General features: G+C 55.4%; 17 protein-coding genes and 7 pseudogenes. 8 read left to right on the top strand and 16 right to left on the bottom strand.

Going from position 1 to position 19,980, the window contains the following annotated elements:
• Positions 1-202 precede the first annotated feature (202 nt).
• The 3 genes from ACTBDU_RS05390 (at position 203) to cspE (ending at position 1,916) form a co-directional block, all read left to right on the top strand.
• Complete coding sequence (locus ACTBDU_RS05390) at positions 203-355, top strand: hypothetical protein (protein WP_438805784.1); 153 nt, start codon at positions 203-205, stop codon at positions 353-355.
• Positions 356-1,548: 1,193 nt separating this feature from the next.
• Positions 1,549-1,683, top strand: a complete 135-nt coding sequence (locus ACTBDU_RS05385; protein WP_438805783.1) for a DUF2627 domain-containing protein — start codon at positions 1,549-1,551, stop codon at positions 1,681-1,683.
• A gap of 23 nt (positions 1,684-1,706) precedes the next feature.
• Entirely contained in the window at positions 1,707-1,916 is a 210-nt protein-coding gene (gene cspE, locus ACTBDU_RS05380) for a transcription antiterminator/RNA stability regulator CspE (protein WP_005968829.1), read from the top strand.
• Between the two features lie 191 nt (positions 1,917-2,107).
• Here the strand turns inward: cspE and ACTBDU_RS05375 are convergent, their stop codons facing one another.
• Positions 2,108-2,230, bottom strand: coding sequence for a hypothetical protein (locus tag ACTBDU_RS05375; protein WP_438805782.1), 123 nt, complete (start codon positions 2,228-2,230; stop codon positions 2,108-2,110).
• A 661-nt stretch (positions 2,231-2,891) separates the two neighbouring features.
• On the opposite strand from ACTBDU_RS05375, the pseudogene rlmA reads away from it, so the two are divergent.
• A pseudogene (gene rlmA / locus ACTBDU_RS05370) lies at positions 2,892-3,711 on the top strand (23S rRNA (guanine(745)-N(1))-methyltransferase).
• 30 nt (positions 3,712-3,741) lie between these two features.
• On the opposite strand, the pseudogene ACTBDU_RS05365 reads toward rlmA, so the two are convergent.
• From ACTBDU_RS05365 to manX, 5 genes and pseudogenes are all read right to left on the bottom strand, one after another.
• A pseudogene (locus ACTBDU_RS05365) lies at positions 3,742-4,255 on the bottom strand (manganese efflux pump MntP); the annotation flags it as partial.
• A 74-nt stretch (positions 4,256-4,329) separates the two neighbouring features.
• Positions 4,330-4,788: a DUF986 family protein gene (locus ACTBDU_RS05360; RefSeq protein WP_438805781.1), complete on the bottom strand. Its 459-nt coding sequence runs from the start codon at positions 4,786-4,788 to the stop codon at positions 4,330-4,332.
• A 61-nt stretch (positions 4,789-4,849) separates the two neighbouring features.
• Entirely contained in the window at positions 4,850-5,698 is an 849-nt protein-coding gene (locus ACTBDU_RS05355; protein ID WP_438805780.1) for a PTS mannose transporter subunit IID, read from the bottom strand.
• A 12-nt stretch (positions 5,699-5,710) separates the two neighbouring features.
• The gene (locus ACTBDU_RS05350; RefSeq protein ID WP_438805779.1) at positions 5,711-6,511 is read right to left on the bottom strand and encodes a PTS mannose/fructose/sorbose transporter subunit IIC; all 801 of its coding nucleotides are present in this window, start codon (positions 6,509-6,511) and stop codon (positions 5,711-5,713) included.
• 89 nt (positions 6,512-6,600) lie between these two features.
• A complete protein-coding gene (gene manX / locus ACTBDU_RS05345) occupies positions 6,601-7,536 on the bottom strand; it encodes a PTS mannose transporter subunit IIAB (RefSeq protein WP_438805778.1) in 936 nt (311 codons plus the stop codon).
• Between the two features lie 581 nt (positions 7,537-8,117).
• Here manX and ACTBDU_RS05340 point away from each other — a divergent pair.
• A complete protein-coding gene (locus ACTBDU_RS05340) occupies positions 8,118-9,674 on the top strand; it encodes a TerC family protein (protein ID WP_438805777.1) in 1,557 nt (518 codons plus the stop codon).
• Positions 9,675-9,740: 66 nt separating this feature from the next.
• Here ACTBDU_RS05340 and ACTBDU_RS05335 read toward each other — a convergent pair.
• The 3 genes and pseudogenes from ACTBDU_RS05335 to pabB form a co-directional block, all read right to left on the bottom strand.
• Positions 9,741-10,282, bottom strand: a pseudogene (locus tag ACTBDU_RS05335) (L-serine ammonia-lyase, iron-sulfur-dependent, subunit alpha); the annotation flags it as partial.
• Positions 10,234-10,596: pseudogene (locus ACTBDU_RS05330) on the bottom strand (CoA pyrophosphatase); the annotation flags it as partial. The pseudogenes ACTBDU_RS05335 and ACTBDU_RS05330, both read right to left, overlap by 49 nt.
• Positions 10,589-11,950, bottom strand: coding sequence for an aminodeoxychorismate synthase component 1 (gene pabB, locus ACTBDU_RS05325; protein ID WP_438805776.1), 1,362 nt, complete (start codon positions 11,948-11,950; stop codon positions 10,589-10,591). The gene pabB and the pseudogene ACTBDU_RS05330, both read right to left, overlap by 8 nt.
• 158 nt (positions 11,951-12,108) lie before the next feature.
• Here pabB and ACTBDU_RS05320 point away from each other — a divergent pair.
• Positions 12,109-12,282 (top strand): annotated as a pseudogene (locus ACTBDU_RS05320) (YoaH family protein); the annotation flags it as partial.
• Between the two features lie 90 nt (positions 12,283-12,372).
• Here ACTBDU_RS05320 and ACTBDU_RS05315 read toward each other — a convergent pair.
• The 3 genes and pseudogenes from ACTBDU_RS05315 to ACTBDU_RS05305 form a co-directional block, all read right to left on the bottom strand.
• On the bottom strand, positions 12,373-12,741 hold the full coding sequence (locus ACTBDU_RS05315; RefSeq protein ID WP_438805794.1) for a RidA family protein: 369 nt from the start codon (positions 12,739-12,741) through the stop codon (positions 12,373-12,375).
• A gap of 368 nt (positions 12,742-13,109) precedes the next feature.
• Complete coding sequence (locus ACTBDU_RS05310; RefSeq protein WP_438805775.1) at positions 13,110-13,286, bottom strand: hypothetical protein; 177 nt, start codon at positions 13,284-13,286, stop codon at positions 13,110-13,112.
• A pseudogene (locus ACTBDU_RS05305) lies at positions 13,283-14,452 on the bottom strand (IS3 family transposase). The gene ACTBDU_RS05310 and the pseudogene ACTBDU_RS05305 overlap by 4 nt, the downstream one beginning before the upstream one ends.
• Before the next feature lie 433 nt (positions 14,453-14,885).
• On the opposite strand from ACTBDU_RS05305, the gene ACTBDU_RS05300 reads away from it, so the two are divergent.
• On the top strand, positions 14,886-15,263 hold the full coding sequence (locus tag ACTBDU_RS05300) for a hypothetical protein (protein WP_438805774.1): 378 nt from the start codon (positions 14,886-14,888) through the stop codon (positions 15,261-15,263).
• A 632-nt stretch (positions 15,264-15,895) separates the two neighbouring features.
• Here ACTBDU_RS05300 and cgtA read toward each other — a convergent pair.
• The 4 genes and pseudogenes from cgtA to rplU form a co-directional block, all read right to left on the bottom strand.
• Positions 15,896-17,065 carry an Obg family GTPase CgtA gene (gene cgtA, locus ACTBDU_RS05295; protein ID WP_438805773.1) on the bottom strand — a complete coding sequence of 390 codons (1,170 nt, stop codon included), beginning with the start codon at positions 17,063-17,065 and terminating at the stop codon, positions 15,896-15,898.
• Positions 17,066-17,081: 16 nt separating this feature from the next.
• A pseudogene (locus ACTBDU_RS05290) lies at positions 17,082-17,980 on the bottom strand (DMT family transporter).
• Between the two features lie 166 nt (positions 17,981-18,146).
• The gene (gene rpmA / locus ACTBDU_RS05285; protein WP_438805772.1) at positions 18,147-18,404 is read right to left on the bottom strand and encodes a 50S ribosomal protein L27; all 258 of its coding nucleotides are present in this window, start codon (positions 18,402-18,404) and stop codon (positions 18,147-18,149) included.
• Positions 18,405-18,419: 15 nt separating this feature from the next.
• Positions 18,420-18,731 (bottom strand): 50S ribosomal protein L21, encoded by a 312-nt coding sequence (gene rplU, locus ACTBDU_RS05280; RefSeq protein WP_438805771.1) that lies wholly within the window; start codon positions 18,729-18,731, stop codon positions 18,420-18,422.
• Positions 18,732-18,997: 266 nt separating this feature from the next.
• Between rplU and ispB the strand changes: the two genes are divergently transcribed.
• Positions 18,998-19,969 carry an octaprenyl diphosphate synthase gene (ispB, locus tag ACTBDU_RS05275; RefSeq protein WP_438805770.1) on the top strand — a complete coding sequence of 324 codons (972 nt, stop codon included), beginning with the start codon at positions 18,998-19,000 and terminating at the stop codon, positions 19,967-19,969.
• Positions 19,970-19,980: the final 11 nt, after the last annotated feature.

Below are 19,980 nucleotides of genomic sequence, written 5' to 3'. Positions count from 1 at the left end.
TTATCGATACCGGTGCTTGGCAAACGCGCCTCATCGCTGCCGTTTGCCGGGTCGCAGCGCAAGACCTCGCTTGCGGCGACCTTCGCTGAATTGCACGCCATCGATTGGGTTTTATACTCCCATGATCATCTTGATCGCGGCATCCTGCGGCGGGTGTTATTGCGTTTTCTTTCATTACGGAGCCTATGTACCAGAATAATTCATGGCGGAAAGCTATATGAGTCCGACCGAGGCAGTGCGTTTTTATCAGGAACTACAGCAGCCGCGGGTCATCCCGATTCATTGGGGGGGGCTGGCGGATGAATCGCTGGACGAGCCGCCGCGGGAATTGCAGCGTGCTCGGGCGCGCGGTTAGTTTAGACAATGCCTATTTTACCACGTTAGAAATGGGCGGCAAAATGCGCTTTTGACCTGTTTTTGTCCTCTTGGCTCGGGGTCTGTGGCTGGGGGGCAAAGGGCTGGCGGAAGACAAATCGGATGGCTTGAGGCGCGTTGGTGTCTGACCCGCAAGGTCTGCGGTATCTAAACCGGTAAACGCCGAGTTTGTGGCACCGTTGTGCGGCGGCCCTTGTGAGCCCGGTGGACCTGGGCAGGGAAAATCGGTGCCTTCCTGGGCCTGCGGGAGGTGGTGGTCTGAGCGGTATACGCGATGCTGATGGGATTGGCATCAGAGAGGCGAGGGAATCTGTCGCGGTGAAGGGATGGCGGCGTTATGGACGGAGACGACTAAGTCGGCCGCCCATGGGCTATTGTTAAACGGTCGCGTCAACTTCGATGATACATGCTTTCGCAGGCACACGGGATATTGACGATGGAACCGTGTATCAGGGAAAGGGCGATTAAACGCAGTGGTGCGATGAATACCTGCAACCGGCTGTGCAGTTAATTTCCTTTTCCAATTGCCATACTGCTTTAATATTTATCGTATATAGCGCGTTATTGTTAAACCAGCGTGAATTCAGCTGGTAGTAAATAAACATTATGTGTCTTTTTTGTTCGCTTGTGCGCATTAACGGTCTTTAGGTTATTTTTAAATTTATTAATTAGCATATTATGTACACACAAAGATTGCACAAGATTGGTGATCTTTTATAGCGCAAGTTCAGCTCCCGGACTGGGGAGACAGGCGGTGTTCATAAGCGGGTGTTATCCTGTCTGAAAGGCGAGGGGACCGGCAAGTGTAAATGCCACGATTATAAAGGTCATACACAATCTTTTACTATGTAAGAAAAAGAGGTTATAAGCGCAGGAGCAAAAATTGTGAACTGGGCCTCTTGATTTCTTACATTGATGAATGAATAGTTATTTTTGAATAATGCATTGGACGTCGGCAGGGGTTTGCGCTAATGTTATCCTTATCCGCTAACGGCAAACCGCAGCGCTATAACCCAGAGTATAAAATGAGGACCTCCCGCACCTCATTGATGCCAGATGGGCAGTCTAGTGTCTTGATTGTGTGCGACATATCCGGCCCTGATAAAAATGGCTTGCCATTATTTACAGAGTATGTGATAACGCAATTGGGTAAAACGAGGTACAGTTCTGTATATGAGTGGCATTTTCAGTAAAGAAGTTTTGCGTGTAGACGATTTCGTTGTATACCGCTTCTCTGCCGATCCTTATCTTAGTGCCTCAAGCAGTAACGACTCCAGTTTGTCTCTGTATCGCCAAAAGGCGATTTAAACACTCCAAAGGAAATATGCAAGATGGCAAAGATTAAAGGTCAAGTGAAGTGGTTCAATGAGTCTAAAGGTTTTGGTTTCATCACTCCAGCTGATGGCAGCAAAGACGTGTTTGTTCACTTCTCCGCTATTCAGGGTAACGGGTTCAAAACCCTGGCTGAAGGCCAGAATGTTGAATTCGAAATCCAGGATGGCCAGAAAGGCCCTTCAGCAGTTAACGTAACTGCCCTGTAATCCAGGTTGCTGCGGCAACAGTCGGTCATTTGACTGACGGATAACATCTAAATCCCCCTGCTGGCTTTGTGTCAGCAGGGGGATTTAACTTTGGGCCAGCACCCGTATCGGGTTTGTCCCGGTATTGTCGCTGCTGGCTGGCACGTGTTTTATTATTCCGCAATCGGGTATCCCGTCACACCCGCACCGGCTTAAGCCACAGCGTCGTCCGGCAGGATGATAAGCCCGCTGTGCTGATTGCGGCCCCTGATGGGGGGATGGGCAGGGTCCTGCTCCCGCTGCTTGCTATTGCGGCGAAAACTGGCATAGCGCATGCCACCTCCCGGCGCCAGCGCCGGGCAACAAAGACTGCAATGACCGATCGTGTCGACCGCATTGAAACCAATGCGTTAATAACTGCGGCCGGGCAATGGCCGCCAAATCCAGATGGCGCGGACGCGGCGCGATAACCGCGGCGGGTAGCGGCAAACGTTGCTTGAACTCATCTAACAACGCCTAGCTGACTTCATAACAGCGCGGTCCGCCCGCGGGGTTAGTCACCGCAACCCACTGTGATGGTGTATCACCCGCCGCATCAAGCGTAGCGGCAAACCGAGGATCCCCGCCAGCCCGCGGGCACTGCGCCAATACGTCGGCCGTCGCGGCAACAAAACAGCACAGGCAGTCATTCAGCGGTAATGACGCCGTCAAGCTTGCCAAGCGCCTCGCCCCGGCCGGGGCACCCAGCCGATGGCGGTACCATGAACCTGCTTCTTGTCCGGCAGAGTTGTTTGGCAGGCTGATGCCTTTCAGGCATGAGCGACGCCTTGGCGCCAAAACCGTGCGCCACCCTGGGGATGGAAGTCAGCAGGGAAGAATAAGCGGTCATCGTCGAAATGCGTGCCTAGTGAATGATGCGCCCAGTGTAGCGCGTTTTTCTGCTGCCAGAGGGGTTATTTTACGTTACACTGCGCCCTACGAAGTTTTCCGATCGGAATGGCCATGTCTTGTTTCCAATGTCCGCTTTGCCACCAGCCGCTCTCGCTGCACGACGCGTGCTATCGTTGCATCGGGCAGCATAGCTTTGACCTCGCCAAAGAGAGGTATATCAATCTGCTGCCGGTGCAGTTCAAACACAGTAAGGATTCGGGGGATGCGCCTTTAATGATGGCGGCGCGGCGCGCGTTTCTGGATGCAGACCATTATCAGCCGCTACGGGACAGGGTCATTGCAGCCGTCGCGGCGCTTACGCCCGAACCCCGCCGTCGCTGGCTGGATATCGGCTGTGGCGAGGGATATTACACACACCGCCGCGCTGGCGGACCAGCTCAAACACCACTAGCCGCAAGCGGAGGTTTATGGGATGGATATCGCCAAGAATGCTGTTCGCAGCGCCGCTAAGCGCTATAAACAGGTCCGCTTCTGCGTCGCCTCAAGCCAGCAGCTGCCGTTCGTCGACACATCGCTGGACGGTATCATGCGCATCTATGCGCCGAGCAATCCCGCCAAGCTGAGGCGCACGCTACGTCCGGGGGACGTGCTGCCTGACGGTGACCCCCGGCCCGCGTCATCTTTGTCAGCTTAAAGCGCTTATTTACCGCGAGGTGCAACTGCACGAACCCAATGAAGAAAACGTTGCGGGCTTTACCCTGTTGCAGGAATTGTCGATCTGCTACCCGCTGCGGTTGACCGGCGAGGAGAGGGCGTGGCGCCCTTCGCCTGGCGCGCCACCCCATTGGTGCTGGAACGGCTGGCGGCCTTGCCCCGGTTCGACTGTGAAACGGATTTTATCGTGCGCCTGTGGCGGCCTGCCTGACGTTTGGGCGATACGGGGAGCAGGGCGGATTTAACCGGGCAGATGGGCGAGCATAGCCTCGCCGATATGGCTGTAAAGTATGTTGCAGACGATGCCAATGAGAATCAGGCCGCCGATGATTTCCGCTTTACTGCCCAGACAAGGGCCGACAAAACGTCCCAGCAGCATGCCGATGGTCGACATAATCAAGGTGGCGAGAGCGATAAGCAGCGCGGTGTGGAGGATATTGACCTGCAGCATTGCCAGACCCACACCGATGGCCAGTGCATCAAGGCTGGTGGCGATGGCAGTAGCGATCAGCACGCCCAGACTATGCTTGCCGACCAGCGACGTCTCTGCCCGGCTGCTGTTTCCAGCCCGCCAGCACCATCCGGCCGCCCAGAAACGCCAGCAGGGTAAACGCCACCCAGTGATCCCAACGCATAATATATTGGCTGGACAACAGACCAAGCCCCCAGCCGATAATCGGGGTGATTGCTTCTATTACGCCGAAAATTAGTCCGGTGCGCAGCGTTTCACGTAGCGCGGGCTTGTGCAGCACGGCGTAATTAATGAATAAAGTATTTTTCATGGTGGTGACTAATTTATTTAGTCAAGTCTATAAATAATTATAACATACTATATTTTAATGAGTAAGTGATAAATTCTTTGTAAGTCATCTAATTTATTGACCTGGATCAGAAAACGTCTTTTTTCCAAACCAATGACCAGATAACCATCTTCAGATAAATTTATGTTTTTGATGCGGGAATAACGAATAAAGACATTGCCGTAAAAAAAACCTTCGGTTTTGAACAGCATTCGAGGGCGGCGAATATAGGCCAGATAGACCATTATCAAACCCAGAAATAAAATCAGGGTGGAGGTAAGTACCGTGCCGCCGGTGGTGATATTCTTGTACAGCAGGATAAGCAGCAAGACGATAAAAATCAGCCCGTCCAGGCGTCCCTGGCGGCGCAACGGTACCCGTAGCCGCGTCTTACCGCGCAGCGCGTAATCCACAATGAACTCATCAAAGACGGCAAACAGCAATGCGATAACAATCATTATTATCAGACCGATATCGGTAACGGTCATGCTTCCCCCAAAAAAGCAAAAAAAAACCGGGGCAGCATCCCCCGGTTTGGTAACAATACGCTTACAGGCCCAGTAAACAGGCCCAGTAGCCGACAATACCGATAACGAAGAAGCCCATGATAATCCACAACGCGTTCACCTTGCGGCGCAGCAGCCACATACAGCCGAAGGTTAGCAGCAGCGGTACCAGACCCGGCATCAGTTGATCCAGAATCGTCTGGACGGTGGTGACGGTGGTTTGTCCCTCGGTGTTGGTGATACGGGACACCACAAAGGGAATATTAACGTGTGTCCATTTATTGACCAACGCCCCCATAACAAACAACCCGAGGATGGACGCCCCTTCCGTCAATTTTTGCAGGAAGCCGCCGCCCATATCGTTGACGATATTGACGCCTTTACGGTAGCCATACGCCACGCCGTAATAGCGGGTGGCCAGACGCACCAGGTTGAACAGAACGAAAAACAGCAGTGGACCGAGTAAACTACCGCTCATGGCAATACCGGCGCCGAGGGCGGCGAAGACCGGCCGTACCGTACCCCAGAATATCGGGTCGCCGACCCCGGCCAGCGGCCCCATCAACCCGACTTTGATGCCGTTGATGGCGGCGTCATCAATCGGTGCGCCGTTGGCGCGCTGTTCTTCCATGGCCATTGTGACGCCCAATACCGGCGCGGCCACATAGGGGTGCGTGTTAAAGAACTCCAGATGGCGTTTGATCGCCTGCTTGCGGTCGTCGTTATTTTCCGGGTACAGGCGACGAATCACCGGCACCATAGAGAAGCAAAAACCGAGCGCTTGCATACGTTCAAAGTTCCAGGATCCCTGGAAAAGGTTGGAGCGGATAAATACGCCGCGTACATCGCCGGGCGTGAGTTTCTTTTGACCTGTAACTGTAGTATCGACCATGTCTCTCACCTATTAATCCAGTTCATTATCAAGATCGTTAGCACCCCGCGCCGGTGCGGCCTGTCCTGCGACCCGGTTATAACGCGGGCTATGCTGGATGTAGAGTATGGCCATGACCACGCCGATGACCCCCAGCGCCACCAGGTTGAAGCTGGTGAAAGCCGCGGTGACGAAACCGAGGTAAAAGAACGGCATCAAATAGCCTGCGCGCATCATGTTGATGACCATCGCATAACCGACGACCACAATCATGCCGCCGGCGATATTCAGACCGTTGGTGACGACTTCCGGAATCGAGCTGAGCATGTTGTGCACCGCGTCGGTACCGACCGACACGCCCACGATGACCGCCGGAATGGCGATACGCATGGCTTGCAGCACCAGCGCCGAGACATGGATCCAGCTCAGCGCCGTCAGGTTGCCGCGTTCGGCGGCGCTGTCGGTGGCATGCTGGAAGGCGACGGTGATGGTCCGTACGATGATGGTCAACACCTGTCCGGCGGCGGCCAGCGGAATCGCCAGCGCGATACCGGCGCCGACGCTTTGCTTACCAGCTATGACCAGAATGGTGGAGATGATGGACGCCAGCGCGGCATCGGGCGCCACTGCGGCGCCGATATTCATCCAGCCCAGCGCGATCATTTCCAACGTCCCGCCGATGATGATACCGGTTTTCATGTCGCCCAGGACCAGACCAATTAAGGTACAGGCTACCAGCGGGCGGTGGAACTGAAATTCGTCGAGAATCGATCCCATGCCTGCGATACAGGCGACGACAAATATCAGTACAATTTGAAGCGTGGTGATCTCCATTATACTTCTCCTCTTACCTTGCGTAATAGATCGATGAATCCGTTTCCAGGCAAACTTACGCTCTTAAGGGTGATAATGCGGCGTAGGGCTTAACTGCCGAGTTTTTTAATTAAATCCATCATCTTCAACCGGGAATCGCTGGACACTTTACGCACTTCCAGTTCAATCCCGCGATCGTTGAGTTTGTTGAATGCCTCGATATCTTTTTCGTCTACCGATACGGCATTGTTGACCTGGGTTTTGCCCTGGCGGAAGGCCATGCCGCCGATATTGACTGAAGTAATGGCGACACCGCCTTCGACTAGACGCAACACATCGGTGGGGTTGGTAAATAACAACATGACGTGATCGTTGGCATATTTCGGATTGTCGTAAACGCGGATTGCTTTTGCCACGTCAACCACATGGGCCGTGACGCCCGGCGGTGCCACCTGGGTGAGCAGGGTTTTACGCACCGTGTCCGCGGCCACTTCGTCGCTGACCACGATGATGCGTTTAACGTTGGTTTCTTTCGTCCAGCGCGTAGCCACCTGGCCATGGATCAAGCGGTCGTCGATCCTAGCCAAACCGATAGTCATATGGCCGCCCTGACCGTTAGCCACCGCTGCGGCGGCGGCCTGTTCCGGTTCCGGGGTTTTCAGCGCCTTCACGCCGATACGTCCGGTTTCCACCGCGATCCCTACCAGCTCCTGGAAAGCGGGATTATCATCGCGCGCCATGAAGGTTTCGGCCAGCATGGGGATATTGACGCCGGTGACGACTTCATAATTTTCTTCATCGATGATAATCCGGCTGGCGGCATTAAACGGGCTGCCTCCCCAGGTATCGACCAGAAATAACACGCCTGCTGTGGTATCAAGTTCCGCCAGACGGGCGGTATATTTTTCAATCAATGTTTCAGCGTTTTCGCCTGGGACGAAATCGATCCAAGCGACATTATCTTGTGCGCCTAAAATCATTTCAGCCGTCTTCAATAATTGCTCGGCCGCTGACCCGTGAGTGCCAATAACAATAGCAATACTCACTGGATACCTCCTCTATTGACAAAATGGGTTGTGCGCCCCGCACAAAGGGTGTGTCGAGGCCCCTAACTTTTTGGTGGTATAACTGCAATGTCAGGAACGATGCCTGCCCTGACCGATATCCGCCCTACAGATTAATCTGCTTCAGTTATTGGTTCAGACGATCATAAGTAAATCACGATTTATTTTAGTATGTAAAAAAAAAAATTGTGACGGCTCTCAGTTATTTGGCTACCGAAATCGGTAGAAGCGCACAAAAGAGTGTAGCTGGAAATGAACAAACGGCCTCAGGTGAAAAAGTTTTGTGCCGGAAGGGGAATCCTTGATACAGTAAAGCGTTTAAATTATAAAAGGAGCAAACAGCCCTCCGATGGACTGCCACCGAAGCCGTTTCATCAACTTTAGTCCGCCTGCACGGCCATTCGTCTTCTCTCACTGGCGCCTCGCGCTGGATCTTCTTTCGTCATGTTTGATCCCGCTCTCAAGAACGTTTGCCTCTTGGCGGCATGCCCCTGCGCGTTTGCCGGCAAAGATGCGGTTTAACCCTGTCATAACTATAGCCTGAATACCTTACGGAGCCTGTGATGGAATTCTTAATGGACCCCTCAATTTGGGTGGGACTGCTAACCCTGATCGTATTGGAGATCGTTCTCGGCATAGATAACGTGGTCTTTATTGCGATCCTGGCAGACAAACTGCCGCCCAAAAAGCGCGACCGCGCGCGAGTGGTGGGTCTTTCGCTGACGCTTATCATGCGTCTGGGCCTCCTGTCGTTAATATCCTGGATCGTCACGCTGACGCGGCCGTTGTTCGATTTGGGGGGATTCTCCTTCTCCGGCCGTGACCTGATTTTGCTGCTTGGCGGGATTTTCCTGTTGTTCAAAGCCACCACTGAGCTGCATGAACGTCTGGAAGACAAGGAGCACGACAGCAGCGCCGGCCGTGGGTATGCTAGCTTTTGGGCGGTGGTGGTGCAAATTGTTATCCTCGACGCGGTATTTTCCCTGGATGCGGTAATCACCGCGGTGGGGATGGTCAACAATCTGCCCGTCATGATGACCGCGGTAATTATCGCCATGGCGATTATGCTGCTGGCGTCCCGTTCATTAACCCGTTTCGTTAACCGTCATCAAACCGTGGTAGTACTGTGTCTCAGCTTCCTGCTGATGATAGGTCTTAGCCTGATTGCCGAAGGGTTTGGCTTTCACATTCCGAAAGGCTACCTGTATGCCGCCATTGGTTTCTCGATCCTTATCGAAATGTTCAACCAGATAGCGCGCCGCAACTTCATCAAAAATCAATCCGCCAAGCCGATGCGCGAACGTACGGCGGAGGCGATTATGCGGCTGATGGGCGGCAGGGCGCAGCGCGAAACCGACGAGGACGATACAGCCGAAGCGTTCAAACAGGCGCACTTCGCCGAAGAGGAACGGCACATGATTACCGGCGTGCTGTCGCTGGCCTCGCGGATGTTGCGCAGCGTCATGACCCCGCGCAACGAAATTACCTGGCTGGACTGCCAGCGGCCTGTTACGGAGTTGCGCGCAACCTTAATGGACACACCGCACAACATGTTTCCGGTCTGTAACGGCGAGCTGGATCAGCTTATCGGTATCGTGCGTGCCAAGGATTTGATGGCGGCGGTCGATAACGGCGAACAGGTCAAGGCTTACGCGGCCGCTAATCCGGCGATTGTGGTGCCGGAGACCCTGGATGTACTTAAGCTGCTGGAGGAGTTGCGCCGGGCGAAAGGCAGCATGGTAATGGTATCCAACGAATTTGGCGTCGTACAGGGTTTGGTGACGCCGCTGGATGTCCTAGAAGCGATTGCCGGCGAGTTTCCTGATGAGGATGAGACGCCGGAAATCGAGGTCCACGAGGACGGTTGGCTGGCAAAAGGTAGTACCGATCTGCATGCCTTACAGCACGCGCTGGACACCCAGGTGCTAGCGCGCGGACGGGACAACGTCGCTTCTTTAGCCGGGTTGCTCCTGTCGCAGTGCGATCAGATGTCGGTGGAAGGGGACGTGCTGACCCTTGACGAGTGGCGGTTTACTATCCAGCAGATGGTCGAGTACCGTATCGAACTGGTGTGGATTGAGCGGCTGGCGCCGCAGCACGGTATGGATAAGGAAGAATAACCCCGAGAGCGCCATAACCCCGTGAACGTTGCCGAAACGCTTACGGTGTCACAATTGCCTTGCTCGTCAGTCACACTGTACCTTAATAGCCAGGCCGCCGCGTGAGGTTTCACGGTATTTGGCATTCATGTCCTTGCCAGTTTCGTACATGGTTTCGATGACCTTATCGAGGGATACCCGCGGCGCGCTGGTGCGGCGCAGCGCCATGCGTAAGGCGTTGATCGCTTTTACCGAGGCGATAGCGTTACGCTCAATGCAGGGTACCTGCACTTGACCAGCCACCGGATCACAGGTCAAGCCGAGATTGTGCTCCATGCCGATTTCTGCCGCGACGCAGACCTGTTCCGGGCTCTGCCTCCCATCAGTTCCGTCAGCCCGGCTGCGGCCATGGAGCACCCCACGCCCACCTCGTCTTGACAGCCGACTTCAGCGTCTGAAATCGAGGCGTTCATCTTGTACAACATCCCGATAGCGTCGCTGGCGAGGAAATACCGCAGCCAGATATCGGGCGAAACTGGTTCGATAAAATGGTCCTAGTAAGCCAGGACCGCGGGGACGATACCACAGGCGCCGTTAGTAGGCGCGGTGACAACCCGTCCGCCGGCGGCAGTTGTCCCAGCACCCGGACCCGGTGCGGATCGATTGCGACTTCTTCTTGTGCTTCGCGCAACGCGGTCGCGACGGCGGAAGCATCGCTTGCATCGGCGCTGCCGCCGGGAAACGCCACCTGACCGGCGTGTTTGCGCAAAGACGTGGCTCGGCGGGTGAGCAGCAGCGTTGGTGTAGCATGGCAAATGATGGGAATCAGCACCGCCGGCAGACGGCGGTGATAGGTGGCGTGGCGGGTTTCCGGCAACAGGAGTTGGAAACGGGTGATAAACTCCGGCAACGCGAGCGGACGTTCTGTCAGGAATTCAAACATGCAGCCGTTCCAGCAGCGGGAGCAGCGAGACGGCTTTCGCCAGTGTCTCCTGGTATTCCGCTTCTTCATCGCTGTCGGCGACAAGGCCGCCGCCGACAGAGCAGTGAATGTGCCGGGCTGCGACCAGCAGGGTGCGAATGGCGATATTGGTGTCCATCGCGCCGCAGCAGCTGATATAACCGATGCTGCCGCACCAGGCACTGCGACGCTGCGGTTCCAGCCTTTCGATGATTTCCATTGCTCGCACCTTAGGCGCGCCGGTAATGGAGCCGCCTGGGAAGCAGGCGCGCAGCAAATCGCAGGGGCTGCAATCGGTCGGCAAAACGGCGCTGATAGTGCTGACCATGTGGTGCACTGCCGTAAACGTCTCAATGGCAAACAGCGACGGCACGCGCACGCTGCCGGGCTGGGCTACACGGCCGATATCGTTGCGCAACAGATCCACTATCATCAGATTTTCCGTCTGATCTTTGGCGGAGTCGGCCAGCCGCGCCGCCTGCTGGCGATCCGCCTCGGCATCCGTCAGCCGAGGTAACGTGCCTTTGATGGGGCGGGTCTGGATCTCGCCGTCGCGCAGACGCAGGAAACGTTCCGGCGACAAGCTAAGCACCGTCTGGTCCGTCAGGCGGATAAACGCCGAGAAGGGCGCCCGATTATGAGCCAGCAAGAGGCGGAACGCCGGCCATTCATCCCCATCGCAGGGGGCGCTGAAACGCTGTGACAGACAGACTTGATAGCAGTCACCCGCCAGCAAGTGCTGCTGCACTTGGCGGAATTTATCGCCATAGTCGGCGCGGGTCATATTGGCGCGCCAGGACCCGAGCAGATGAAACGGCGCGGGTGGTGCAGGCGTCGCTGCGGTTAACCGGGCAAGTATGGGGGCGGGATCGTCGTGGCTGACCAGCGTCACCGTGTGGCGGAGATGGTCGGCCACTACCGCCCAGCGGTAAATCCCAATTGCCATGTCCGGCAGCGGGAGGTCCTGTTGCGCCAATACCGGCAAAGTTTCGATGCTGCGGGCAAGATCATAGCCAAAATACCCGAGCGCCCCGCCCTGAAACGGTAATTCCGCGTTCGGCGGCGCCATCATGCCTGCCGCCGCCAACTGCTGTTGCACCAGCGCAAAAGGGTCGTCATACCGCAATTCGCACGTTTCCTCCCAGCGGATTTCAGTGACGCCGTCACGCGTGACAAGCGTTACCGCCGGCGCAGCCACCAGGATATCGTAACGGCTATCGGGATGGTCACTATGCCCGGAATGCAGCAGCATCGACCAGGGCTGGCCGGCAAAAGAGGTAAAATAATCCAACACGGCATCGGGCCGATAGGGTATTGCTGTCAATTGTGGCTGCATGGTCAAGCGCCTGTTCCCGATCGACGCGGCTTCGGCATCCTGCCCGCGTACGTGGTGAGTGATAAGTTTATGGCGCGATCCTAGCATAACTCCCCATCATGGCGTAACCGGCCGCGTCACGAGATAATCAACGTAATCGCCGTAACCCAGAGAGAACAATGCTAAACGACATGCCCGTGTTAACCCATGAACAGCAGCAACTGGCCGTAGAGCGAATCCAGGCGTTTATGGTCGAAGGAATGAGCAGCGGCGCGGCGATAGCGCGGGTAGCGCGCGAGTTGCGCGCCGGCCACAGCGGTGAAATGGTCACCCTGCGCTGGGAGGAGGAGGATACCGAGGTGCCTGAGACGCCGGTGGCGCGTGCCGAAACGGATCCTTATGATAGCAACCCCGATGATGATTAAGCGCAGGGTGGTTTGCCGTTATGACAACGCGGCGACGATTTCGATTTCGATTTTATAGTGCGGATTCATCAGGCCCCCCTGAACCGTACAGCGCACCGGCACGCTACCGGCCCCGACCCAGTTATCCCATACCTCATTCATCGCGGCGAAATCCGCCGCGTCAGGCAGGAAGATGGTGGCATCCACCAGGCGGCGTTTATCGGTATTGCAGCGTGCCAGCATGGCATCCATAGCGGCAAGCGCGTTGCGGGTCTGGCCGGTAATGTCTTCATTGAGCGCGGCATCCGCTGTCACGCTGGTGTAATAAAGGGTCTGATGGTGAATCACCGCATCGGACATACAGGCGCCGGCATCAATACGCTGGAGGGTCGTTGCATTTCCTTTCAGTGGTTGAGTGAAAATAACAGCATACCATACCGGCGCGGGAAGCCCAGCGTGCCCGATGGCGGTTGCAAAACTCGTTTGCGCATGAGGCCGGATGAAGGCTATCCGGGCGCGGCATAAAAAAACAGTGTTGGGTGGCAAGCATTTCTAGACTCTTAAGGGGAACGATGGATTAGCCGGAAGCCCTTTACTAGCGCGGCTTACAGTGATTTTACTGATTTTGGGCTCGTCGCAAAAAAATGAGCGGAAAATGATTTTTTGCACTATATTCTGGACTGGATTGATTGTAATTTGGATAAGTTTGAAAGCCGTTTAAAAATTCTCTCATTAACAATTGCGTTGCTAAAAATAAACAAGAAATTTATAGTTTTTTAAACGGCCTTTTTGCGTTCGCTTGCTAGGCTATCTTCTAATGCTACTTCACCAATCTCACTAGCCCCCCTTTTGATTTGGTCATAGACCCGCATTAGACGCTCTTTTTCTTCAGGAGGAAGCTGTAAGATTTTTATGTTCAGATCATCACTTAGGCTAAGAAGTGTAGTGGTCAACTAAAACTGGCCACCGCGTTAGCGTCTTTCCAGTATCTATTTTTTGATTCGTTTGGTGGCAACCCACCGTTATATTCATGCGGCCTGAGTGCGCTGTAATATCCCACGATATAGTCGGTAATTTCATGAGCTGCTTCGCTGAAGCTTATGTAGCCCGTTACCGGTATCCAGTCGTTTTCAGACTTCTGAAGAAGCGCTCCATCGGACTGTTATCCCAACAGTTACACCGCCGACTCATGCTTTGTTTGATCCGGTAACGCCACAGCAACTGTCGGAACTGGCTGCTCGTATAGTGGCTACCCTGATCGCTGTGGAACATCACTCCGGCTGGTTTACCACGCGTTTCCCATGCCATTTCCAGTGCTTTGATGCTCAGTCTGCTGTCCGGGGAGAACGACATAGCCCAGCCCACCGGTTTCCTCGCGAACAGATCAAGAACAACCGCAAGGTATGCCCAGCGTTTCCCAGTCCAGATATACGTCACATCGCCCCACCATACCTGGTTTGGCTCCGTTACAGCGAACTGGCGCTCAAGATGGTTCGGTATTTCAACGTGTTCATTGCCGCCGCGTTTGTATTTGTGAGCCGGTAGCTGGCAGCTGGCGATACCCAGCTCTTTCATCAGCTTACCGGCCAGCCAGCGCCCCATCCGGAAGCCTCTCTGGGTTGCCCATGGTAGCGATACTTCTCGCGCCAGCTGCACCATGGCTGATACTGTGCAGTTCATGAACCTGACTGCGCAATTACCGTTCGCCTGCCGTCTGGCCTGTCAGGACGACTTTTCCAGTATTTGTAACTGCTGCGGTGAACCCTGAACACGTGGCAGAGTGTGGCTACAGGATAACGCGCTCTGAGTTTCCCGATTAACGAGAACTGTTTAGGGAGTCTGACATCAAGAGCGCTGTAGGCTTTTTTAATATTTCGTTTTCCATTTCAATGCGTTGTACCTTCTTCTTGAGCTCACGTATTTCGATTTGTTCCGGGGTTATGGGAGAGACTTTTGGCGTCTTCTCCTGTCGCTCATCACGCAGTTGTTTTACCCATTTCGTTATCGTAGAAAGGCCTACGTCCATGGCTTTTGCTGCTGGCGCGGCGGTGTAATTTTGGTCGACAACCATTTGAGCGGATTCGCGTTTGAATTCAGGACTAAAATTTCTTCTTTTCATTGGTGCACCCGTGTTGTTCTGAGGTGAGCATATCACCTCTGTTCAGGTGGCCAAATTCAGTGTGCCACTACACTCGCTCCAAAGGCAGGCTGCGAAGGTGCCGTGCCAGGGAATGCCTGTCATTATTCTCTCCCTGACGTGCAGCCTGCCGTCGGGATGAAGAGTCTCGCGCAACGCTGTCTCTGCGCCTCGCCGGTCGACGTTATGTCCAACCACGCGCGCACCATGCCCGACAGCGTACGCACCGGAAGTCGCAGGAGCGGCCACTCGTATCAGGGCGCTGGCAGGCGCGGGTATAACGCTGGCCGTTGCGTCGGCAGGTGCGTACCGCGTACGTTGCGGCGTAGCGTAGCGTTCGACCCGCCGTGCGCAGCGGCCTGAGGGTGTTTTGTTACACCTCGGCGAGAGCGGGTTTTGCCCGTCGGCGCGGATAATGGCACCACCGCCCTGCTTCCGTCGTCGATTGGCGTCAGCGATGACGACATCGCTGACGGTACTGTGCGGGGTATTGTCTTCCTGGGTCTGCACCAGGGAATCGGGGCCCGCGCTGACCAACTCGGTGCTCGTTGCCGCCTGCGTCAAGGGCGAAAGAGGGGTAACCGTCGCGCTGCTACCGAAGCGCCTCAGAGGCCGGGAGGTGTTGTTCAGTAGGGCATTTAACGTTAGCGGAAAGTTTCTCGCCACGGCTGACCCCGGGGCGCGTACGCGAAGTCCTACCGGCGGCGCAGATCGCACCGATGCCCGGGCGGTGATGACGGGCGACCGGGGCGAAATCGGTCGTCCCCCAGAAGAATGTGGCGGGGTAGACTGACGGGGAGCGCCGCTTCTCCCTTTCTACCTGACATCCAGTGTATTCGGCATAATGACTCCTGTTCAGTTCCATTGGGTCGAAGTAATCCCTCGCGATGCCGTGCAGGCAACGGTGCTATGGCGCAAAATGGCGGGATAATCCCCCGTTTCAGAGACTGCCGACCCTGCCTTCAGAAGCCCCCTGAAGGAAAGCACAGGCATCATTGAGGACAGGTGCCGCCCATCCCCTGACGGCCGGATCATTTAAGACGAACAAATGTACCATGCAGCAAGGAAGCGGAGCGCTGCAAAGGCCCTTTCTCGCGTCTTAAGTGATCTGGGTAGTATGAGAGCCGCCGCAGCGACATGAAGAAAAGACGGTCTGTGCAGGACCGGTTATTTACAGCGGATTCTTCAGCGATAGCGTCAATTTACCGTTTCAAACGGGCACCAAGCAAGAGGATTGTGGCCCGCCATAGGGGGCGGCGCCAAAGAAATATCTTACGGAGCGGGGAGACATCCGCACGGCAACAGCGCACAGTCCATTCACAGCCTGCGCCGGGAAAGGCGACCATTGCCAGTCAGCGCTTACTGACCGGCAACCGCCGCACGGGCAATCTCCTCACCGCGGAGGAGGAAAAAAGTTAATGTTGCTCAGCGCTGATAGATGGTTTCCACGCCGTCTTCGTCATCTTCGTCCCAATCATCATTATCCACCGTTTCTTCAGCTTCCGCCTGCTGGAGTTGGTCGGGATGATAATCATCCCACATGAATTCAACTTTTTTCGGCGCGCCTTCCGGTGACGCCTGCTCTTTGGGATGGGCATTGATAAACGCCATCACATTCCAGCACAGTGCCTTCACGCCGTCGCGGTTGGCGGCGGAAATCAAATAGTATTTCTCTTCCCAGCCCAGCGCCTTCGCGATGGTGTTGGCGCGCGAAGTCGCTTTCTCCGCATCAAGCAAATCCGCTTTATTAAACACCAGCCAGCGCGGTTTAGCGGCCAGGTTTTCACTGTAGCGTTCCAGTTCGGTAACGATGATGCGGGCATTCTCCACCGGATCGGATTCATCCACCGGGGCCAGGTCGATAAGATGCAGCAACACCCGGCAGCGCTCCAAATGCTTGAGAAAACGGATCCCTAAACCGGCCTCATCGGCCGCGCCCTCGATAAGCCCCGGAATGTCTGCCACCACTAAGCTCTGTTCGTTATCCATACGCACCACGCCCAGGCTCGGCACCAGCGTGGTGAACGGATAATCCGCCACCTTGGGCTTGGCCGCCGACACCGCGCGGATAAACGTAGACTTACCGGCGTTGGGGAGGCCGAGCATACCCACATCCGCCAAAAGCATCAGCTCCAGCTGGATCTCACGGATCTCGCCTTTGGTGCCGTCGGTTTTCTGCCGCGGCGCCCGATTGACCGATGACTTAAAGCGCGTATTGCCTAGCCCGTGAAACCCGCCTTTGGCCACCATCAGCCGCTGTGCGTGGCGGGTCATGTCGCCCATGACTTCATTGGTGCCCGAATCCAGCACCCGAGTGCCCACTGGCACTTTGATGATGATGTCTTTGCCGCGTTTGCCGGTACAATCGCGACTCTGGCCGTTTTGGCCGCGTTCGGCGCGAAAGTTTTTCTCAAAACGGTAGTCGATGAGGGTATTCAGGTTCTCATCCGCCAACAGCCATACATCGCCGCCGTCGCCGCCATCCCCGCCATCGGGGCCGCCGCGGGGGATGTATTTTTCCCGGCGGAAACTGACGCAGCCGTTGCCGCCGTCACCCGCCGTCACCAGAATGGTGGCTTCATCAACAAACTTCATGTTAATTCTCCAAAACTCATTTGCCGGACGGCTTAATAACCGTGTCCGCAGCCCGCCTGTTCAGCCCGGGCCACCAGCGGCGGCCGACAACGGAGCACATCGCGCCCGCCACCACTACGACCGCACCGCTATAGCCGACAAAGTTCAGCGGCGGCGGCGCGAAGGACGCAGGCCAGAATTGCGCCAGCAAATTAGAAAAAATCAGGGTAAACAGCGGCGCCAGGGTAATGATGGCGCTCACCAGCGCCGCCTGCCAGCGGCCCCGTATCTCACCAGAGTATTCAGGCCGCAGAACAACAGACAGGCCAGTTGGCCGCTGGTTAATTGCAGAAGCGTCAGCGGCTTTGCCACTACCGTCAGCGCTATTGTACACAAAATATACAGCAGCAGTAGAATCTGTTGCGACGCCAAACGCCGCAGCAACACTTTTTGCGCCACGCCATAACTCACCCACACCATTGCCGCGCAACAGCCAAAAATCACGCCCAGGGTATTGGCGGTCAAACGGGTGAAAATCTCGCGCAGGCTGCTGTTGAAAAACATCAGCAATCCGTCAATCAGCATAATAGCCCCAATCAGCTGCGTAATACGCATGCCCTCTTTCAAAATGACTACGCTCGCCACCATCATGCCCACCGGCGACAGCTGGCCGATGACCTGCGAGGCGGTGGGATTCAAATATTGCAGCGAGGTGCTGAAAAAACGAGATTGCCCAACAGCCCCGCAGTCGCCACCGCAAGCAATATCAGCCAGCGCCAGCGAAAAAACAGCCGCAGCGCGGATAATTTACCTGCGCTGCGCCAAAAACAGCAGCAGACCGACGCTAGCTAGTAAAAAACAATACTAAACCACGGTATAAGGTTCCATGGTGGTCAGGACCTGCTTCATGGAAATGGGGAGCGCGCCCCAGCACATAGCGGTGGTCAAGGCGAGCGCAATGCCGATGCCCGCTTGCTGTCCGGCCTGCTGTCCGGCCTGCTGTGTATTTTTTATGATAAACGATAAGCGTAAAACAGCGGATAAAGTAAAAAGCCCCGCACCTGGTTGCGGGGCTTTACTCGGCAATCAGAGAACGGGGAATTTATTCAGCAACGATGCTAACAAATTTACGGTTCTTCGGGCCCTTCACTTCAAACTGGATTTTACCCGTCGTCAAAGCGAACAGCGTATAATCTCTGCCGCAGCCTACGCTGGTCCCCGGGTGGAAACGGGTTCCACGCTGACGAACGATGATACTGCCGGCATTTACCAATTCGCCGCCGAAGCGTTTAACGCCAAGGCGTTTACTTTCTGAGTCGCGACCGTTGCGTGTGGAGCCGCCAGCCTTTTTATGTGCCATGAGTCTGCTCTCCTGTTAGGCGCCAATACCGGTGATTTTAACGTCAGTGAACCACTGACGGTGGCCCTGATGCTTACGGAAGTGCTTACGGCGACGAAATTTAACAATCATCATTTTATCGCCGCGACCGTGCGCCAGGACTTCCGCCGTGATCTTGCCGCCGTTCACGAAGGGGCCGCCGATCTGGATGTCGTCGCCATTGGCGATCATCATAACCTGGTCAAATTTAACAGTTTCACCCGTTGCGATGTCCAGTTTTTCGAGGCGAACGGTCTTACCTTCGCTCACCCGATGTTGTTTACCACCACTTTGGAAAACCGCGTACATAAAAAACTCCGCTTTCCGCACGCTCAATCTGTAATCGTCTGGAGCGTGCTATAACGTGCTATAAATATTCATAATAGGGCGCGAATTCTACGCAAGAATCTCACTAAAGACAAGTGCAGAATACGTACACAAAGCGAAAAAGATGCAGTTTCTTCGTCGCCATTTATCTCTTACGTTTTTCAAGTACAATCAGTAACACTCTTTCCGCCATCCGGTCCCGTGTGCGGCATTACACTGCCGGTATACCCTTAAACCGATAGAAAATAATGAATCTTGAACAAATTACTGAACTGACCGCGCAGGATATGGCGGAGGTCAACACGGCAATTCGCGAGCAGCTAAACTCCGAGGTCGCTCTGATAAATCAGCTTGGCCACTACATTATCAGCGGCGGCGGCAAACGCATCCGGCCCATGATTGCGGTGCTGGCGGCGCGGGCGCTGCATTATCAGGGTAAGCAGCACGTCACCGTCGCCGCACTGATTGAATTCATTCATACCGCCACGCTGCTGCATGACGATGTGGTGGACGAATCCGACATGCGCCACGGCAAAGCAACGGCCAACGCGGCGTTCGGCAACGCCGCCAGCGTGCTGGTCGGCGACTTCATCTACACCCGTGCCTTCCAGATGATGACCGCACTGGAATCCTTGCGCGTATTAAAGCTGATGTCCGAGGCGGTTAACATCATCGCTGAGGGAGAAGTCTTGCAGTTGATGAACTGCAACGATCCGGATATTACCATCGACAGCTACATGCGGGTCATCTACAGCAAAACCGCGCGGCTATTCGAGGCGGCATCACAATCTTCCGCCATTTTAGCCGGCGCCAATGCCCGCCAGGAAGCGGCGCTGCGCGACTACGGCCGCTATCTGGGCACCGCTTTTCAACTGATTGACGATCTGCTGGATTACGGGGCGTACGGTAAAATGCTGGGGAAAAACACCGGCGATGACCTTAACGAAGGTAAGCCGACGCTTCCTTTGTTGCACGCCATGCGTAACGGCACGCCGGAACAGGCGGCGCTGATCCGTCAGGCCATTGAACAGGGCAACGGACGTCACCTGCTGGAAACGGTGCTGGAAACGATGCACCAGTGCGATTCTTTGGGCTACACCCGCCGCTGCGCGGAAGAAGAGGCGGACAAAGCTATCGCCTGTCTGGACTGCCTGTCGCCCTCGCCTTATCGCGATGCGCTGGAAAGTCTGGCCCACGTAGCGGTGCAGCGCGACTCGTAAACCCCCAGCTC

Source organism: Sodalis sp. (in: enterobacteria) (assembly GCF_051710625.1).
Lineage (GTDB): Bacteria > Pseudomonadota > Gammaproteobacteria > Enterobacterales > Enterobacteriaceae > JBPESN01.
Note: the sequence above shows the minus strand (reverse complement) of the source record. Positions and strands in the feature narration are given on the sequence as shown.